Annotated in this window: 15 protein-coding genes; 9 read left to right on the top strand and 6 right to left on the bottom strand. The window is 65.5% G+C overall.

Translation table 11 applies throughout. The features are described from left to right. The 9 genes from HY726_17975 to HY726_17935 form a co-directional block, all read left to right on the top strand. A partial coding sequence (locus HY726_17975; protein ID MBI4610883.1) for an ABC transporter permease occupies nt 1-507 on the top strand: 507 nt, incomplete at its 5' end. A gap of 2 nt (nt 508-509) precedes the next feature. Then, entirely contained in the window at nt 510-1,418 is a 909-nt protein-coding gene (locus HY726_17970; GenBank protein ID MBI4610882.1) for an ABC transporter permease, read from the top strand. 69 nt (nt 1,419-1,487) lie between these two features. Continuing rightward, on the top strand, nt 1,488-2,408 hold the full coding sequence (locus HY726_17965) for an LLM class F420-dependent oxidoreductase (GenBank protein MBI4610881.1): 921 nt from the start codon (nt 1,488-1,490) through the stop codon (nt 2,406-2,408). Nucleotides 2,409-2,602: 194 nt separating this feature from the next. Then, nucleotides 2,603-3,049, top strand: a complete 447-nt coding sequence (locus HY726_17960) for a heme-binding protein (GenBank protein ID MBI4610880.1) — start codon at nt 2,603-2,605, stop codon at nt 3,047-3,049. A gap of 62 nt (nt 3,050-3,111) precedes the next feature. After that, nucleotides 3,112-4,314 (top strand): acyl-CoA dehydrogenase family protein, encoded by a 1,203-nt coding sequence (locus tag HY726_17955; protein ID MBI4610879.1) that lies wholly within the window; start codon nt 3,112-3,114, stop codon nt 4,312-4,314. Nucleotides 4,315-4,486: 172 nt separating this feature from the next. After that, the gene (locus HY726_17950) at nt 4,487-5,347 is read left to right on the top strand and encodes an alcohol dehydrogenase catalytic domain-containing protein (GenBank protein ID MBI4610878.1); all 861 of its coding nucleotides are present in this window, start codon (nt 4,487-4,489) and stop codon (nt 5,345-5,347) included. 251 nt (nt 5,348-5,598) lie between these two features. After that, nucleotides 5,599-6,114, top strand: coding sequence for a hypothetical protein (locus HY726_17945; protein MBI4610877.1), 516 nt, complete (start codon nt 5,599-5,601; stop codon nt 6,112-6,114). A gap of 2 nt (nt 6,115-6,116) precedes the next feature. After that, a complete protein-coding gene (locus tag HY726_17940) occupies nt 6,117-6,695 on the top strand; it encodes a cupin domain-containing protein (GenBank protein ID MBI4610876.1) in 579 nt (192 codons plus the stop codon). 272 nt (nt 6,696-6,967) lie between these two features. Next, nucleotides 6,968-7,273 carry a hypothetical protein gene (locus HY726_17935; protein ID MBI4610875.1) on the top strand — a complete coding sequence of 102 codons (306 nt, stop codon included), beginning with the start codon at nt 6,968-6,970 and terminating at the stop codon, nt 7,271-7,273. A 109-nt stretch (nt 7,274-7,382) separates the two neighbouring features. Here HY726_17935 and HY726_17930 read toward each other — a convergent pair whose 3' ends face one another. From HY726_17930 to pheS, 6 genes are all read right to left on the bottom strand, one after another. Further along, nucleotides 7,383-8,483 (bottom strand): zinc-binding dehydrogenase, encoded by a 1,101-nt coding sequence (locus HY726_17930; GenBank protein ID MBI4610874.1) that lies wholly within the window; start codon nt 8,481-8,483, stop codon nt 7,383-7,385. An 88-nt stretch (nt 8,484-8,571) separates the two neighbouring features. Beyond that, on the bottom strand, nt 8,572-9,240 hold the full coding sequence (locus HY726_17925) for a hypothetical protein (protein ID MBI4610873.1): 669 nt from the start codon (nt 9,238-9,240) through the stop codon (nt 8,572-8,574). A 165-nt stretch (nt 9,241-9,405) separates the two neighbouring features. Next, nucleotides 9,406-10,143 carry an HD domain-containing protein gene (locus HY726_17920; GenBank protein MBI4610872.1) on the bottom strand — a complete coding sequence of 246 codons (738 nt, stop codon included), beginning with the start codon at nt 10,141-10,143 and terminating at the stop codon, nt 9,406-9,408. A gap of 32 nt (nt 10,144-10,175) precedes the next feature. Further along, the gene (locus HY726_17915; GenBank protein MBI4610871.1) at nt 10,176-11,207 is read right to left on the bottom strand and encodes an LLM class flavin-dependent oxidoreductase; all 1,032 of its coding nucleotides are present in this window, start codon (nt 11,205-11,207) and stop codon (nt 10,176-10,178) included. Between the two features lie 279 nt (nt 11,208-11,486). Then, complete coding sequence (locus tag HY726_17910; GenBank protein ID MBI4610870.1) at nt 11,487-15,101, bottom strand: caspase family protein; 3,615 nt, start codon at nt 15,099-15,101, stop codon at nt 11,487-11,489. A gap of 359 nt (nt 15,102-15,460) precedes the next feature. After that, on the bottom strand, nt 15,461-15,804 hold a 344-nt coding region (gene pheS, locus HY726_17905; GenBank protein ID MBI4610869.1), incomplete at its 5' end, for a phenylalanine--tRNA ligase subunit alpha.

Raw genomic sequence — 15,804 nt, 5'->3', positions numbered from 1 at the left:
GTCGGGATCCTCTGCATCCTGTTCCTCGTGCTGCTCTTCGGCTGGGGGCCGCCTCTGGAGTTCTCGCCTCCGTGGGTCGATCCCTGGGCGAACCTCTCGCAGTTGATCTGGCCGGTGGTGACCGTGGGCTACCGGTACGCCGCCGTCACCACCCGCATGACGCGCTCGACCGTGCTCGAGGTGCTGCGCGAGGACTACATCCGCACCGCCTGGGCCAAGGGGTTGGCCGAGCGGGCCGTCGTCATCCGCCACGCGCTCAAGAACGCGATGCTCCCGGTGATCACCTTGGTCGGCACGGAGTTCGCTTTCCTCATCGGCGGCCTCGTCGTCACCGAGACCGTGTTCACCCTGAACGGCGTGGGGCGGTTCGTGGTAGATGCCGTCGCGCACAGGGACTACCCGGTGGTCCAGGCGCTCGTCTTCCTGATCGCGTTCAGCTTCGTGGTCGTGAACCTCCTGGTGGACCTGACCTACGCGTGGTTCGATCCACGGATCCGGTACCGCTGACCATGGCGACCACCGATTACGTGCTGACCCATGCGACGGCTTGGGCCGCCCTCAAGCCGCGGCTCACCGTCGGCGAAGAGGTCATGAAGTTCGTCCGGACGAAGCCGCTCGGCGCCGCGGGGGCGTTCATCATCCTCGGGATGATGGCCGTGGCCGTCTTCGCAGAGATGCTAGCGCCCTACGACCCGTATCTCGGCGATTACGGGTTGCAGTTCGCGCGGCCGAGCGCGGACCACTGGTTCGGCACCGACGAGTTCGGGCGCGACGTGCTGAGCCGGATCATGCACGGGGCGCGGATCGCCCTCTTCGTCGGCTTCACCGCGTCGTTCGCGGGCTGCACGATCGGCGCGCTGCTGGGCGTGACCAGCGCGTACCTGGGTGGCAGGGTGGATCTCTTCCTCGAGCGCCTGATGGACATGCTGCTCGCGTTCCCGCAGCTGATCCTGGCCCTCGCCATCGCGTCCATCCTGGGCCCGGCGGTCCAGAACGTGGTGGTGGCCATCTCGATCCCGATCGTGCCGCGCGCCGCGCGCGTGGTGCGCTCGGCCGCGCTGTCGGTGAAAGAGAACGTGTACGTCGAGGCCGTGAACGCCCTCGGCGCCTCGCGGCCCCGCGTCATCCTCCAGCACATCGTTCCGAACGTCATGGCCCCCTACATCATCATGCTGACCGCTCAGCTCGGGAGCGCCATCCTGGCCGAGGCGGCGCTCTCCTACCTGGGCCTGGGGGCGGCCGAGCCGACGCCGTCGTGGGGGCTGATGCTCTCGGGCTCCGCTCCGTCGTATGCCGAGAAGGCCCCGTGGATCGCCCTCTTCCCCGGCATCGCGATCAGCCTGGGCGTGTTCGGCTTCAACCTCTTCGGCGATTCCCTGCGGGACGCGCTCGACCCGAAGCTGCGGCGGAAGGGGTGAGGGGGCGGCCCTGAGCGGAGACAGCGGAAAGGGCGTTTACCGTCGTCGGAGGGGTCGGGAGGGGCGGCCGTGAAATACGGGTTCTCGCTGATCGTGCGGGGAGAGGAGGCCACCCGCGAGACCTTCGATGCCATCGCCCGAAAGGCCGAGGCGCTGGGCATTGACTCGCTCTGGGCGAGCGACCACCTGGTGATCCCGCCCAGGCGCGTTTCCCGCTACCCGGGCACCGCGGACGGCGAGTTTCCTCCGGCCTGGCTCGAGCGCTACTGGGACCAGTTCACGGTGTTGACCTACCTGGCGGGACGGACGCGCGCCCTCACGCTCGGAACCAGCGTCTGCATCCTCCCCATGCACCATCCGATCGCGGTCGCCGCGAAGGTCGCCCATCTGGACCAGCTGCTCGACGGCCGCTTTGTCTTCGGCGTTGGCGTCGGCTGGTTCCAGGAGGAGTTCGAGGTGTTGAACTGGCCGTTTGGAAACCGGGGGGCGCGGACCACCGAGGGGCTCCGGATCTGTAAAGCGCTCTGGACCCAGGAGCGGTCCACCTTCCAGGGGCGGTTTTACCGGTTCGAGGGGGTCGCCTTCGGCCCCAAGCCCAGGAGCCGGCCCCACACGCCGATCTGGGTCGGCGGCGGGAGTCCCGCCGCCTTGAAGCGCGTGGCCGAGGTCGGCAACGGCTGGCATCCGTTTCGGCTGTCGCCGGCCGAGCTGCGGAAAGGGGTGGATGGGCTTCGCAGGCAGATGGAGGAGGCCGGCCGGTCCATGAGCGAGATCGCGCTGAGCGTCAAAGTGCTCCTGGCCTTCCAGGAGCGCGCACCCGGCGCGGATCGCCAGCCGTGCGAGGGGAGTGCCGCCGAGATCGTCGATGACATCAAGCGCTACCAGGACCTGGGGGTGGAGCACCTGGTCTTCGATTACGCTCCGGAGAGCCGGGCCCATGCGCTCGAGACGATGGAGCGGTTCGCTCAGGAAGTGCGGGGGCGGGTGTGAGCCTGTAGCAGCACACCCAGTCAGCGTTCGCCTTGACCCGCGCTTCATCCGCGCTGTAGCATCGGCCATGCTCCGACGCCACGAGGGGCAAGGCCCCGGCGGCCGCCCGCGCACTCGTTGCGGACCTTGATACTTGCGACGCTCCCGTTCCCCGCGTCCCGGAGGGCGGGAGCAACATCGGAGGAAGCGCACCCATGCCGTTTTCCCAGACCAAGCGCCTCACCACCGGAGGGGCGAAGCGGATGATGGCGGCCGCCATCGCCAAGGCCGGCGAGCTCGGAATCGCCATCACCGTCGCCATCGTGGACGCGGGGGGGCACCTCCTGGTTCTCGAGCGGATGGACGGCGGACGCTTCCACACCGTCCACTCCTCGACCGCCAAGGCCGTGTGCGCGGCCTCGAACAAGCGACCCACCAGCAGCCGGGGCGCCCAGGCCCAGCCCCTCGACACCCTGCACGCCCTTGGCCTCGCCCTCGCGGCGGGCCCCGAGCGCTGGACCGCGATGGAGGGTGGCTTCCCGATCATCGTCGAGGGCGAGTGCGTCGGGGGAATCGGGGTGAGCGGGGGGAACTGGGAGCAAGACGAAGCCATCGCCCGCGTGGCTGTGGAAGCCGTGGGGGCAGGCTTCCGGATCGATTGAGTCCGATCCCGGCGCCGTCGCCCACGCTCCTCCCCACTTCTCCCCCCGATCGGAGAGGATCCATGGTGAGCTTCGCCCTCACAGAGCAACAGATCGCCCTGCGGGAACTGGCGCGGGAGTTCGTGGCGCGCGAGGTGGTCCCCGTGGCCGCCACCCTGGACGCGCGGCCCGACCCCGCCGACTGCTTCTCCTGGGAGCTGGTGGAGAAGCTCTCGGCCGCGGGCCTCCGCACCGTGGCCCTGGACAAAACATACGGCGGGGCGGGAGCAGACGCCGTGACCCTCTGCATGCTCGCCGAGGAGCTGGCCGCGGGGGACCTGGGGATGGCCGTGATCATGGCCCAGACCTGGAAGATCGCGCAGACCATCCAGCGGGGCGCCACCCCCGAGCAGCTCCAGCGCTTCCTGCCCGTCCTCCGGGACGACCCCCGAGGGCTCCTGGCCATCGCCATCACCGAGCCCGAGACGGGCTCGGACTACATCATCCCGTACCCGGACGCGAAGGCCGGCCCGCACCTGAGCGCGGTGCGCGACGGCGACCACTGGGTGCTCAACGGCATGAAGCACTTCATCAGCAACGGCAACCGCGCCGCCCTCTGCCTGATCTTCGCCCGCACCGACCCCGCGCGCCCCCAGACCCACGGCCTCACCGCCTTCCTGGTCCCCCGGGACGCGCCCGGGTTCAGCATCGGGCGGGTCCACAACAAGATGGGGGAGCGCCTGGCCAACAACGCCGAGCTGATCTTCCGGGACTGCCGCATCCCGCTGAGCAACCAGTTCATGGGGCTCAACGAGGGCTTCGAGGTCCTCCGGCGGTTTTTTCCCGCCAGCAACGCCTACGCGGGCGCCACGATCCTCGGGGTCGGCCGCGCTGCCTACGAGAAGGCGCTCGAGTTCGCCCGGACGCGGATCCAGGGAGGACGGCCTATCATCGAGCGCCAAGCCATCCGCATGCTCCTGACTGACACGAAGATGCGCCTGGACTCGACGCGGGACTATATCTGGCACGCCGCCTGGGCGGCGGAGCATCGGGAGCACTTCGACGCCACGTGGGCCTCCATGCCCAAGGTGCTGGCGGCCGAGACCGCCGTGCGCGCCACCCAGGTGGCGATCCAGGTGTGCGGGGGCTACGGGTTGATGCGGGAGATGGGATTGGAGAAGCTCTACCGGGACGCCGCCATGTTCTTCACCTCCGACGGAACCCAGCAGGCCCTGACGCTGAAGGCCGCCAACGCCATCCACCCGATCCCGAACCCCGCGCAATGACGGCCGGCGCGCGGGTGAGCCGCGCACCCCGGGGAGGGCGTGGGAGTCAGCTCTGTTCGAGCGCCCACCCACTCCTTCGGAGTGGGTACCCGGCCGGCGCAACGCTGTCCTGGGGGTGGCTCGGAGGGGGCCGTCGAGGCCCCCTCCGATGAGGTCACGGAGGGAGCCGGCAATGAGAGCGATGCTGCTGCACGAGCTGGCAGGGCCGGTGAAGCTGGGCGAAGTGCCCGTGCCCGAGCCGGGACCCAACGAAGTGCTCATCAAGGTCCGGGCCACCGGCGTGGGTCTCACCGTGGTCATCATGAAGGCCACGCCGGGCCTCGTGACCAGCTACCCTCGGATCCTGGGGCACGAGCTGGCCGGCGAGGTGGCGGAGACCGGGTCGGCGGTGGAGGGCTGGCGGGTGGGAGACCGCGTCACCTGTCACTTCTACCTCACCTGCAAGGTGTGCAAGTGGTGCCGCCTGGGGAAGGAGACCCGCTGCCCCAACTTCAAGGGCTACGTCGGGATGGCGTGCGATGGGGCGTATGCGGAGTACCTGACGCTGCCGGCCGTGAACCTCTGCCGGATCCCGGCCACCGTCTCGTTCCTGGACGCCTGCGTGGCGGCCGATGCCATCTGCACGCCCTACCATGCCTGCCGCGCCGAGGCGCAGATCGGGCCGAGCGATGACGTGGTGATCGTGGGCGGCGGCGGGGGCGTGGGGATCCACGGGGTGCAGATGGCCAGGCTGTGCGGCGGGCGGGTCATCGGCGTGGACCTGGGGGACGCCAAGCTCCAGCAGATGAAGGCCTGCGGCGCCGACGAGGTCATCGACGCCACGGCGGGGGACTGGTCCGAACGGGTGCTGCGCCTGACGGAGGGCAAGGGCGTGGAGGCCGTCATCGACTTCGTGGCCAGCCGGCGGACGCTGGAGACCAGCATGAAGTGCCTGGGGCGGATGGGGCGGCTGGTGATCATCGGCCACCGCCCGCCGGCCGTGTTCAAGGAGTTGCCCGACTTCACCGTGAACCCTCTGGAAGTCCACAGCTAGAAAAAGTAGGCACTTCTCAACGTCACGCCGTTCAAGAAGTTTAGGCCATGCGCTTCAGCCTCTTCACCCAGCTCGAGTGCGCGGCTGGGACCAGCGAGGCGATCGCTTGCCTCGGTGCTGTCCTCGCCGCTGATGGTCGCCGCGGCACTCGCCAGCCGGACCAACGCGCAGTATAATGCGCTGAAACCAATGCCCGGCGGGACGCGGGACTGGGCCAGTCCACCGTCCGGCCGTCACCTTCGGGAGACGCCATGCGACCCTCCAAAAGCGCCAAGCTGGCAACAGCCGATCATTCCTTCCATGCCATCTACGACAGGGATGTCAAGTGGGAGGACGGGGCGGCGAACGAGCTCCTCACGCTGCCCAAGGGCGTCAAGGTCAAGATCTTCACCCACGATCCCGTCACACAGCGGATCGACATGAAGATCAAGTTCCCCAAGGGCTACGTCGAGCCGGAGCATGTTCACAAGAGCTGGCATTCGATCCTCGTCACCGCGGGGCGGATGTGCGTGGCGGGCAAGGAGCTGCGCCCCGGGGATTACGTCTTCGGCTGGGACCTGCCTCACGGGCCGTACGAATACCCGGACGGCTGCGAGGTTTTCACCGTGTTCATCGGCCAGGGGACGCAGCACCTCTGGGATGCAGAGCGGCACCTGGCGCACCGAATTCGGTGGAAGGCGAAGACGGCGGCGGGAAAGACGGCCGTCGCCAGGGCAGGGGCGAGGAGAAAGCGCGCCGCGGAGCGAAGAAGAGTGGAGGGGGAGTGACCATGAAGACGGTCAGCGTGACGCCCGAGGAGATGACCAAGAGGACCGTGCGCTTCAAGACCCTCGAGTCGTACCAGGTCCAGCAGGAGCGGGCCAGCGGCATCCCGCGCCCCGTTCTCGAGCGGATCGCCGCCCACCGCGTCTACCCGATCATGGTGCCGAGGACTTACGTCGGGCGCGGCGGCTTCGCGCCGCTGAGGGGAGAGCCCGGGCTGTACGTCGCGATCGCCGAGTGTCCGCCCGGCGACGGACCGGGCCTGCACGCCCACGAGACGACGACCGAGAACTTCATGTGCCTGACCGGCCACTTCAAGATCGCGTGGGGTGACCAGGGCGAGCATAGCCTCGTCCTGGAGCCGCTGGACTTCTGCTCCGTCCCGCCCGGCGTGAGCCGTAGCTTCCAGAACATCTCCAGCGAGACGGCGCGCTTGCTGGTCATGATCCAGATCCCGACCGAGGAGCAGGCCGACCGCGTGGCCTATGCCCCGCAGGTGGGCGCGCAGATCGAGCGGGAGTTCGGCAGGCAGACGGTCGAGGCGCTGAACGCGATCGGCTTCAAGTTCGACGCCGGGCTGCCCTGAGCCGCCCGTCACGCGCGGGGGTGGCCTGGCCAAGGCGCTCATGCTTCGGGCCGGGCAGCGCCACCCTATCGCGCTGCCGACTCTCAAGGCTGGCCCGGGGTTCAGGATAAGGTTTCCCGCGGCTCCCGCCGCGGCAGTTCTCGACCCTGGTTCAACTGAGCTACCAGAATGGGTCAAATGATTCTTGTCCCGACGCGTCTGCGCTTTGAGACTAGGAAATCGGGGGTGCGACGCCGGCGCCCGCTGCCAACGACGCGGACGAGGAGGGAGCGATGACGAATCCATGGGTGGCTGTTGCGGTCATCGTGACGCTTGCGGTGCTCTACTTCGTGCTCCAGGCCGTCGTCGTGACGGTCCGGAGCTTTCGATCCCGCACGGAGCTCCTGTGCCACGAGCGGGGCAGGTGGGCGGAGGTGGGTGTGGACGCACTCCTCGCCGGCCTCACCGGGATGTTCTGGCGCCCGCGCTTCCGGGTCACGCACTGCTCGCTCTGGCCCACCCGGAACGGATGCGCCCGGAGCTGCATCCATCTGCTGGGGGCAAAGCCGCCGACGCCCCTCCCCCCGTCGACAGCCTGAGGTCACGGGTGCTCAACCCCGGGCCGGGCCGTATCCTCTGATCGCGCCGTCTCTGCCCCGCGAGGGCAAGACCTTGAGAGACGCGGGAGCTGGGATGCCGCCGGCGTGACTACTCCATGACGACGATCGCGCGGCCGATGACCTGTCCCCGACTCAGGGCCGCATACGCCTGGTCGGCTTCCTCCAGCCGGTACCGCCGCGTGATCGGCTGTGACACGTTGATCTGGCCCCTCGCCGCCAGGCGCAGGACCTCCGGCATATCGGTCCGCACCCGGCAGCCGTAAGAACCGCTCAGCCGAATGCCCCGGCGGACGAGCCGCGTCACCTCGATGCCGGCGGTGGCCTGGCCGGCTGCGATGCCGATCACCACGGTCCGCCCGCCGTCGCACGTCATCATGAACGCGTTGACCACCGTTTCCGGCCTGCCGAGTGCCTCGATCACGACGTCGGCTCCGCGCCCTCCCGTGAGGCTCATCACCTGAGCAACGGGATCCCCCTTCGACGCGTTCACGACCTGGCTGGCTCCAAGCCTCCTGGCTGCGTCGAGCTTGTCGTCACTCACATCCACGGCAATGATCTCTGTGGCGCCGAAGACCCGAGCCACCTGGATCACGTTGGATCCGACGCCTCCCGCGCCCACGACCGCCACCGTCTCGCCGGGCATGACCTGGGCCTGATTCTTCACGGCGCCGTAAGCGGTCATGATCGCGCAGCCGAGGATGCAGGTGTCGGCCAGCGGGAGATCGGCGGGGGCGCGGAAGACATCCGAGGCGGGGACCACGGCGTACTCCGCCAGTCCTGCCATGCTGTACATCGCCAGGGGGGAGCCATCCGCTCGCCGCACCCGGCTCGCGCCGTCGTACAGCGTGCCCTTCAGTCGGTTCATCGCGAAGAAGGTCTCGCAGAGGTCGTCCCGGCCGCGGATACAGTAGTAGCAGGAACCGCAGGGCATGATGAACGTGCAAACAACTCGGTCCCCAGGCTTGACGCCGCTCACCCCCGAGGCGATCTCCTCCACCACACCCGAAATTTCGTGGCCAAGGACCGCGGGGAGCGGGAACTTCACCTCCCCCTTCACCACGTGGAGGTCGGTATGGCAGACGCCGCACGCCGTGACCTTCACCAGGACTTCCCCGTTCCGCGGCTGGGGACGCGGAAGATCTTCGATGACCAGGGGACCGCCGATCTGCGACAAGACTGCGGCTTTCATGCGAGGCATCTAGGCATCACCGATGCTCAGCTCGACCGGATGACGCGCCAGAATCCTTCCGCCCTGCTCGGCATCTAGGAAATCCTCTTCACAACTGAAATGTCTTGACGTACACGCCCGGCGACCCCGGCGCGTGGCGCATGTAGCCCCGCATTCGCTCCGAGACCGGCACCGCATTCCGCTGGGTGGCCCACGCCGCGCTTTCCGAGACCTTGGGATGCTCGAACTCGTAGAGGGTCAGGTACATCGGCGTCCCAACCATCGCGCGATACCGCCGCCCACGGATGACGCCGGGGACCTTTTCGTAGTTGGGGACATAGATCGTGTTGTACCAGGTGTTGAACTCCTGATCGACGTCAGCGGGCACGTCCATGCGGCCGATCTGGAGGGCCGGCCCCATGTCGCTCCGGGCGATCTCGAGCGTCACCGTTGCCGGATGGATCATGGTGTAGACGTTGCGGATGTACGTCGTGGCAACGGCGTGGGGTCCCATGCGCTGGGTCCAGGGCGTCGGGTTCTTCTGCACCTTCTCGTAGGCCTCGCTCTCGAGCACCGCGACGCTTTCCAACTCGTAGCAGGCGAGATGCTTCGGTCCCCCTCTCACCGCTTCGTACCGGGCACCGCTCAGGAAGCCGGGTATGGACAGCCGCTCGGCCAGATGCTCCCGGTTGTACCAGCGATTGAACTCTTCCTCCTTGTCCGCGGGGACGTCAGCCCAGACCATCAGGAGCCCGGTACCCTTCTTCCGCGTCGCCATGTCGCGCTCCCTCTCTTCGCGCTCGGACATACAGTCGCGGCGGAAGCGGTCCTGAATATTCAAGGTTCGCCTCGGCCTCGCAAAGGTCTTGCGGCGAGGCGATCTCCGTGCTGAATCGGTCGAGGTCGGGGTACGACCGGCGGCGCTCGATGCCGCGGCGGAGCCCTACAGGTACTTTGTCGGCCAGATGATGCTGCGCCACATGTGCGCTGAGGGGCTCGCGTCGAAGCCAAGCCCTTCCTCGGGCTGCCGGAAGTTCCGACCCGCGATGTCGGTGAACTCCTCCAGGGAGACCTGCACGGTGGGATCGAACGCGTAGAGGTCGTTGACGCAGATCAGACGCGCCGTCATGTACCACTTGTGGTTCCGCGCGTAACGGTAGTCCCGCTCGATGTAGGGCTCGGGCTTGTAATCCGCGCCGAACAGCTTGACGTACATCTCAGGGTAGTGATATCCGACCGACTCGTCCGGGAAGAACCGCAGCGCCTGGTGATAACGGATGGCCCAGCTCACCTCTTCGGCGACGTAGGGCTCCACGAGCTGAGCCCCCCAGTATCCGTGGTCGCTGCGGATGAATCCGGCGATGGCGATGTCGTGCAACAGGCACGCGAGGACGACCTTCTCGCTCGCCCCGCTCTTTAGCGCGAGCCGCGCGCTCTGCAGCAGGTGATTGGCGGGCCCGAAGCGATACTTGAAGAAGTCGAGCAGGGTCGGCTTATCGGGCATCCGCGGCAGGCGCGGATCGTGCCCCATCATATAGAGCCTGCCCTGGTCCGGCGGTCGCTGGACCGGCAGCCTCGGGTCCCGCTCGCCGGAGGTGTAGATCACAGACTTCACGACGACGCGGTCGAGCTCCTGGATCATCGCGCGCTCGGCCGCCTCCGCCCGCTCGAGCGTCGTCATGGCCGGATCATAGGCCTCGCGACCACCGACTGTCAAGGTCCGCGGAACACCGGCATGACGTCCCTGGCGAAGTGCTCCATCGAGCGCAGCACGCGCGTGTGCTCGAGATCGCCGAACCAGAAACTGCCGCTGAAGTGCGTGATGCCCACGAGGTCCTTGATGCGCTTGATCTGGCGGATGCACGTGTCCGGCGCCCCGATGACCAGGAAGCGGTCCAGGAGGTCGTCGAGGTCCGGCTCGTTCGGCGCCGGTACCGGGATGGCGCGGCCTCGCTCCACGCGCTCGTAGCGGTTGCGCAGGCTGAGCGTCACCCGCATGTTCCAGCGGGCCTCCTCGGCGGCGGCCCGCGCGTCGGCCTCGCTTTCCGCCACGTAGACCGCCCGCTGGACGCCGATCTCCAGCGGGCGCGGAGGTCGGACCTCGGCCACCAGGCGGTCGAAGAGCCGGCGGAACTCGGCTAACCGCTCGATGGAGACGCCGAAGCCCCCGGTGAGCACATGGAACCCGCGGCGCACGGCCCCCTCGATCGAGTCCGGGCTCTGCGCCGTGATCCAGATAGGCGGGTGCGGTCGCTGGACCGGCTGCGGGAACACCGACGTCTCCGGGATCTTGAAGAACTTCCCCTCGTAGCTGAAGGGCTGGCCGCCCAGCGCCTTCAAGATCACGTCGACCGATTCATCCCACCGCTCACGGCCGCTCTCGAGCTCAAGGCCGAACCGCTCGAACTCGTAGGGCTGGTAGCCCCGCCCGAGCCCCACGTCCAGGCGCCCGCCGGATAACAGATCCAGCGTCGCAATCTCCTCGGCGATCACCAGGGGGTGGTGGAGCGGAACGACGATGACGGCCGTGCCCACCCGCAAGCGCGTGGTCTTCGCCGCGATGTACGCCGCGAGCTGGGTCGGGCGCGAGAGGTACCCGTACGTGGAGAAGTGATGCTCGGCGAGCCAGACGTTATGGAACCCGAGAGCCTCGGCGGCCTGGGCGATCTCGATCCCGCGCGCATAGATCTCCTGCGCGGAGCGCGCGGACGGCGATTGCATGAGCAGGAACGTCCCGAAATTCATGGTCATCCTCCCGTGGTCCTTGCGCAACAGTTCGCGCGGCGGAGCCCCCCGCCCGCCGTCACCTCGACCGGACCCGATCCCACGGCTGCGCTTACCCCGACACCTTGACGGGGAGGTGTGGGTCCGGAGGAGGACTTCGTCCGAGACATCTTCGGATTCCCGAAGTCAGCTCCTACGCCCTCAACTGCTGCAGAAAACCGCAGGTCGTTCTCGAAGAAGAGCCGGATGTCGTACTTGAGCATGGCGATCCTCTCCACCCGCGATCCTACAGGAAGTTGGTTACTTTGCCTCCGGCTTAGCCACAACAAGTGGCTGGGCTTCGACCTCGCGCCGGTAAAACACTCGTGGATGCTGTAGGCTCCGCTTGTCTAGCTCTTGAATTTTCTCTTCGCCATCCACAAAGGCAATCTCATTGCCTCGGCTCCGCCCTTCCTTCATCATCGCCGTTTGCAACTGCGGAACACGCAACGTCGTATGGTCAAGCCACTCGCGCATCACTACTTGGCCATCCTTCGGTGCCGTATCTGCCGCCGCTGTCTTCAACCCCTCCTCCACCAAGGCATATGTCAACAATCCGTGTCCCAGTTGCGCCGCCTCAAGCGCAGCCTGATAGCCCTGTGCCGCAGTTAGGATGTACATCCCCTTCTCATAGGCCAACTGCGCCAACCCCTTGGAGTTCATCGGTCCTCGGCGCTTCTCCTCGGCCTCCAACGCCTGCCCGGAATTACAGGCATCAATGACCAAAAGCAACCTCCCCGCATCTAACTTCTCGAAGGCCTGCTCCAGCTCCAGATCCGAAATGCTGTGTGGCAAGATGGTCTTCAAACCAGCTTCGTCCAACTGTGTGCGGCTCCCTGAGTAGCCCAAATCATGCGGGATAAGGTAGAACTTCGATCCGTCCGCGGTTCCGTGACCAGCGTAATAGATGAATACAACATCTTCGGGCTGAGCCGGTTTGATTTTGTCTAGCACCGGCGGTGCTCCCGGAGGAAAAGGACCTGGCTCCGTCCCAGCCAGACGCTTCAGCGCCAGAAGAATATTGGCTTTGGTGGCGTGTTGGTCGAGGAGGGGAACAATCTCGATCTGGGCAAAGGTGCCGAGCCGAGTTTGCTGGCGCTTTAGCTCTGCGGCAAAAGCCTCTGCATCAGGCACTGCATACCTGAGGTTGTACCTCCGGTTGGCGTATTGATTGATACCCACAGCCAGGATGTAGGCGGTGGCTGGCCGCTTGAGATTTTCTGCGCCAGTGACCACGAGCATGGCATCAGGACTCTTGATGTTATCCCGATTAAATGCATAGACAGTCAAGCGATTCTGACCGGAAACAATCGGCACGGTTGATTCCAATACAACCTTACCGCCTTTACCCTGTAGCACATCTCCACGCCAGACTTTTACAAGGGACCCATTACGGAACAGACGGACGTCACGCGCGCCACTGCCAGCCAGCTTTTCTCTGCTAGGAGGCGCTTCGGCTACCTCGACTTTAAGTGCCACAGTGCTGGTAGATACCTTTTGTCCAGGGGAGGCTTGGCCATCCGCTAGCGCTAGCTTGACTCGAGGCTGGCGGCGATCAAACTGGCCGATCTCGCGCGGCGCCTTTGGCTTTTTCCCTGCAAAAATGTCGGCAAGCAGGCCTGGATCGTAAAATTCATTGAAAAAGATCTCCACCGGAGCAACATCGAAGGTGTTTCCCTCGAACCGCCAGAGGATGCTGTCCCATGCACCGGGGGACCCATCGAAGAGGCCGTCGGGAGTTACAACCAACCACTCGTTTGTGGCTCGCAGCGGGATAAGTGATGCTCGGTGATCGCCAGTTGCGAGGTCCCAAATGCGCACGCCGGCATCCCAGCTGCCAGAAGCCAGGTATCGTCCATCAGGACTGAAGGCTAAAGAACGCACGCCATCACTATGTCCGGTTAGGGTGCGCACCTCTCGCCCCGTTTCTGCGTCCCAGAGCTTAATCGTGCCATCCGAACTACACGAGCCCAAATAGAGTCCGTCGGGACTAAACGCCACATGATAAATGGGGCCGGTATGGCCCGCGCGTGAGCCCACCTCACGGCCCGTTGCCACGTCCCAGACCCGGACCGTATGATCTTCTCTGCCCCCCGAGGCAAGCCATCGACCATTGGAACTAAAAGCGACTGTTAGCACAGCAACATGTTTAAGGACATGAACTTCGCGTCCGGTGATGACATCCCAGAGCCTAACCGTGTCGTCCATGCTTCCCGAGGCAAGCCAGCGGCCATCGGGGCTAAAGGCAAGGCTCGACACAGGTCCGGTATGGCCGGCAAAGACGCGCGCTTCTTTCCCACTTGCAACATCCCAAAGCCTAATCGGGTCGTCCCAAACCGGTTCAGTGCCATGGCGCATAAGCTCAACAGGAACGGAAGTCCCGCTGCTCCCGGAGGCTAACCAGCGGTCATCGGGGCTGAAAGCAACGGACCAGAGGGATCCAGTATGGCCAGTTAAGGTGCGTACTTCGCGCCCACTCGCAACATCCCAGAGCTTGACTGTTTTGTGGTTTGTTGACGCCAGCCACCGCATGCCAAGGCTAAAGGCGAAGGCGCTGGAAGATTCCGTATAGGTGTCGAGGGACTGTGCTTGTTCGCCCTTTGACAACTCCCAAAGTGTGACCCTCTCCTGGCCGGCTATGGCCAGGTAACGCCCTTCAGAGCCAAAAGCAACACCGTTGACCCTTGAGGAGTCACCGCCAAAAGTCCGAACCTGACGCCCGCTCGGGATCTCCCAGAGCCTGAGCATTCCGGATGCGATCCCACCGGGCCTATACCTCCCGCCACCATCCGCCAGCCACCGACCATCGGGACTAAAGGCGAAATCGAGGATTTCCCCTCGCGGCTCGGGGGGTGCCAAGGCAAGCACCTCTCGACCTGTGGCAAGCTCCCAGACCTTGACTTGCCCATCTCGACTCCTGGACACGAACCAACGCCCGTCAGGGCTGAACGCAATGGAGCGATGGCTGAGTGTACGGACCTCACGGCCAGTCGCGACGTTCCAGAGCTTGACAATGCCAATCCCCTCCCCTGATGCGAGAGTGGCTCCATCGGGGCTGAAAGCAAGAAAATCGGCCCCGTGCCTATGGCCCGAAAGGTTGTGAACTATCCGCCCTGTGGCCACTTCCCAAAGTTTAACCGCCCCACCCCAGCTTTCGGAGGAGGCCAGGTAGCGTCCATCGGGGCTGAAAACGAAAGACCGGACAGGTGAGCCATGGTCGGCGAGCATGTGAGTCCGTTGTCCCGTGGCCGCCTCCCAAAGCTCGACCGTATTTTCGCTCGCCAGCGCCAGGTAGTGTCCGTCGGGGCTGAAAGCCAAAAGCCCTCCTTGGGTAAACCAGCTGGTTAAGGGGTGCAACGTACGCACCATCTGCCCCGTGGCCACCTCCCAAAGTCTGACAGTGCCTTGACCACGCGAGCGTGGGGCGAGTTGGCGCCAATCGTGGCCACGCGAGGCTAGGTAGCGCCAGTCCGGGCTGAGGGCTGCATGTTTCAACCCCGACAGCGTATAGAGCTGACGGCCCGTGGTGACCTCCCAAAGCGTGACGTTGTCCTCTGCGTCCTTGCTGGTGAGGCGGCGTCCATCCGGGCTAAAAGCGACGTAAGTAACGTTATTGGCATGACCAGTCAGAGTACGCAGTTGCTGACCCGTGGCGACATCCCAGATCTTAACCGTCCGGTCCCCACTCCCCGAGGCCAGGTAGCGGCCATCGCGGCTAAAGGCAAGCGAGTAAACGACGTCAGCATGGCCGGTTTGGAGAACGAGTTCGGGTCTAGCTGGGATTGCTTGCTGAGCGCGGCCCAACGGCGCAAAAGCGAGTAGAAGAAAAAGCGCCACGGGAACATGGAGCATGAAAAGCCACAACGCCTTCCACATGAAGCTCGCCAGGAGTCGAGTGGGAGCCGCTCGGCTTCGCTCCGACGAGTTATAGTCCGCAGTCATTTGTTAACCTGCGAGAAGGCTCATTGGCCGCTTCCGCAAGTTGAAACGAGCGCTGTTGAAGCCCTCTTACCTTGGAGGGCCGACCTGGAAAAGGACACCATCGCTCCACCGACGAAATACCGGGTAATCGGCTACGCGAATTTCGGAGGCCCCTACTGGGGATCATCGATCGAAGGAGATTACGACACCGTAGCATGGCTGTGTCCGACGCCAGGAGGGTCCGCACAGTAGCCGACCCGCGCGAGCGCTCCTGGCCGAGAAGAGCTTTTATGGCGCTATGCTGCGCGGTCCGGCTACGCCCCGAACTGCTGCAGGAACCGGAGGTCGTTCTCGAAGAAGAGCCGGATGTCGTCGATCCCGTACTTGAGCATGGCGATCCGCTCCACCCCCATGCCAAAGGCCCAGCCCGTCACCTCCTCCGGATCGTAGCCCACGTGCCGGAACACCTGGGGGTGGACCATCCCCGCCCCCAGGATCTCCAGCCACCCCGACTGCTTGCACACCCGGCACCCCGCCCCGCCGCAGAGAAAGCACACAAAGTCAGCCTCCGCCGAGGGCTCGGTGAACGGGAAAAAGCTCGGGCGGAAGCGGATCCGCGTCTCCGGGCTGAACATCTCCCGCGCGAACAGCTCCAGCG

The organism is Candidatus Rokuibacteriota bacterium (genome assembly GCA_016209385.1).
Lineage (GTDB): Bacteria > Methylomirabilota > Methylomirabilia > Rokubacteriales > CSP1-6 > JACQWB01.
The sequence above is the reverse complement of the archived record's forward strand: the minus strand, read 5'-3'. Positions and strand labels throughout refer to the sequence as shown.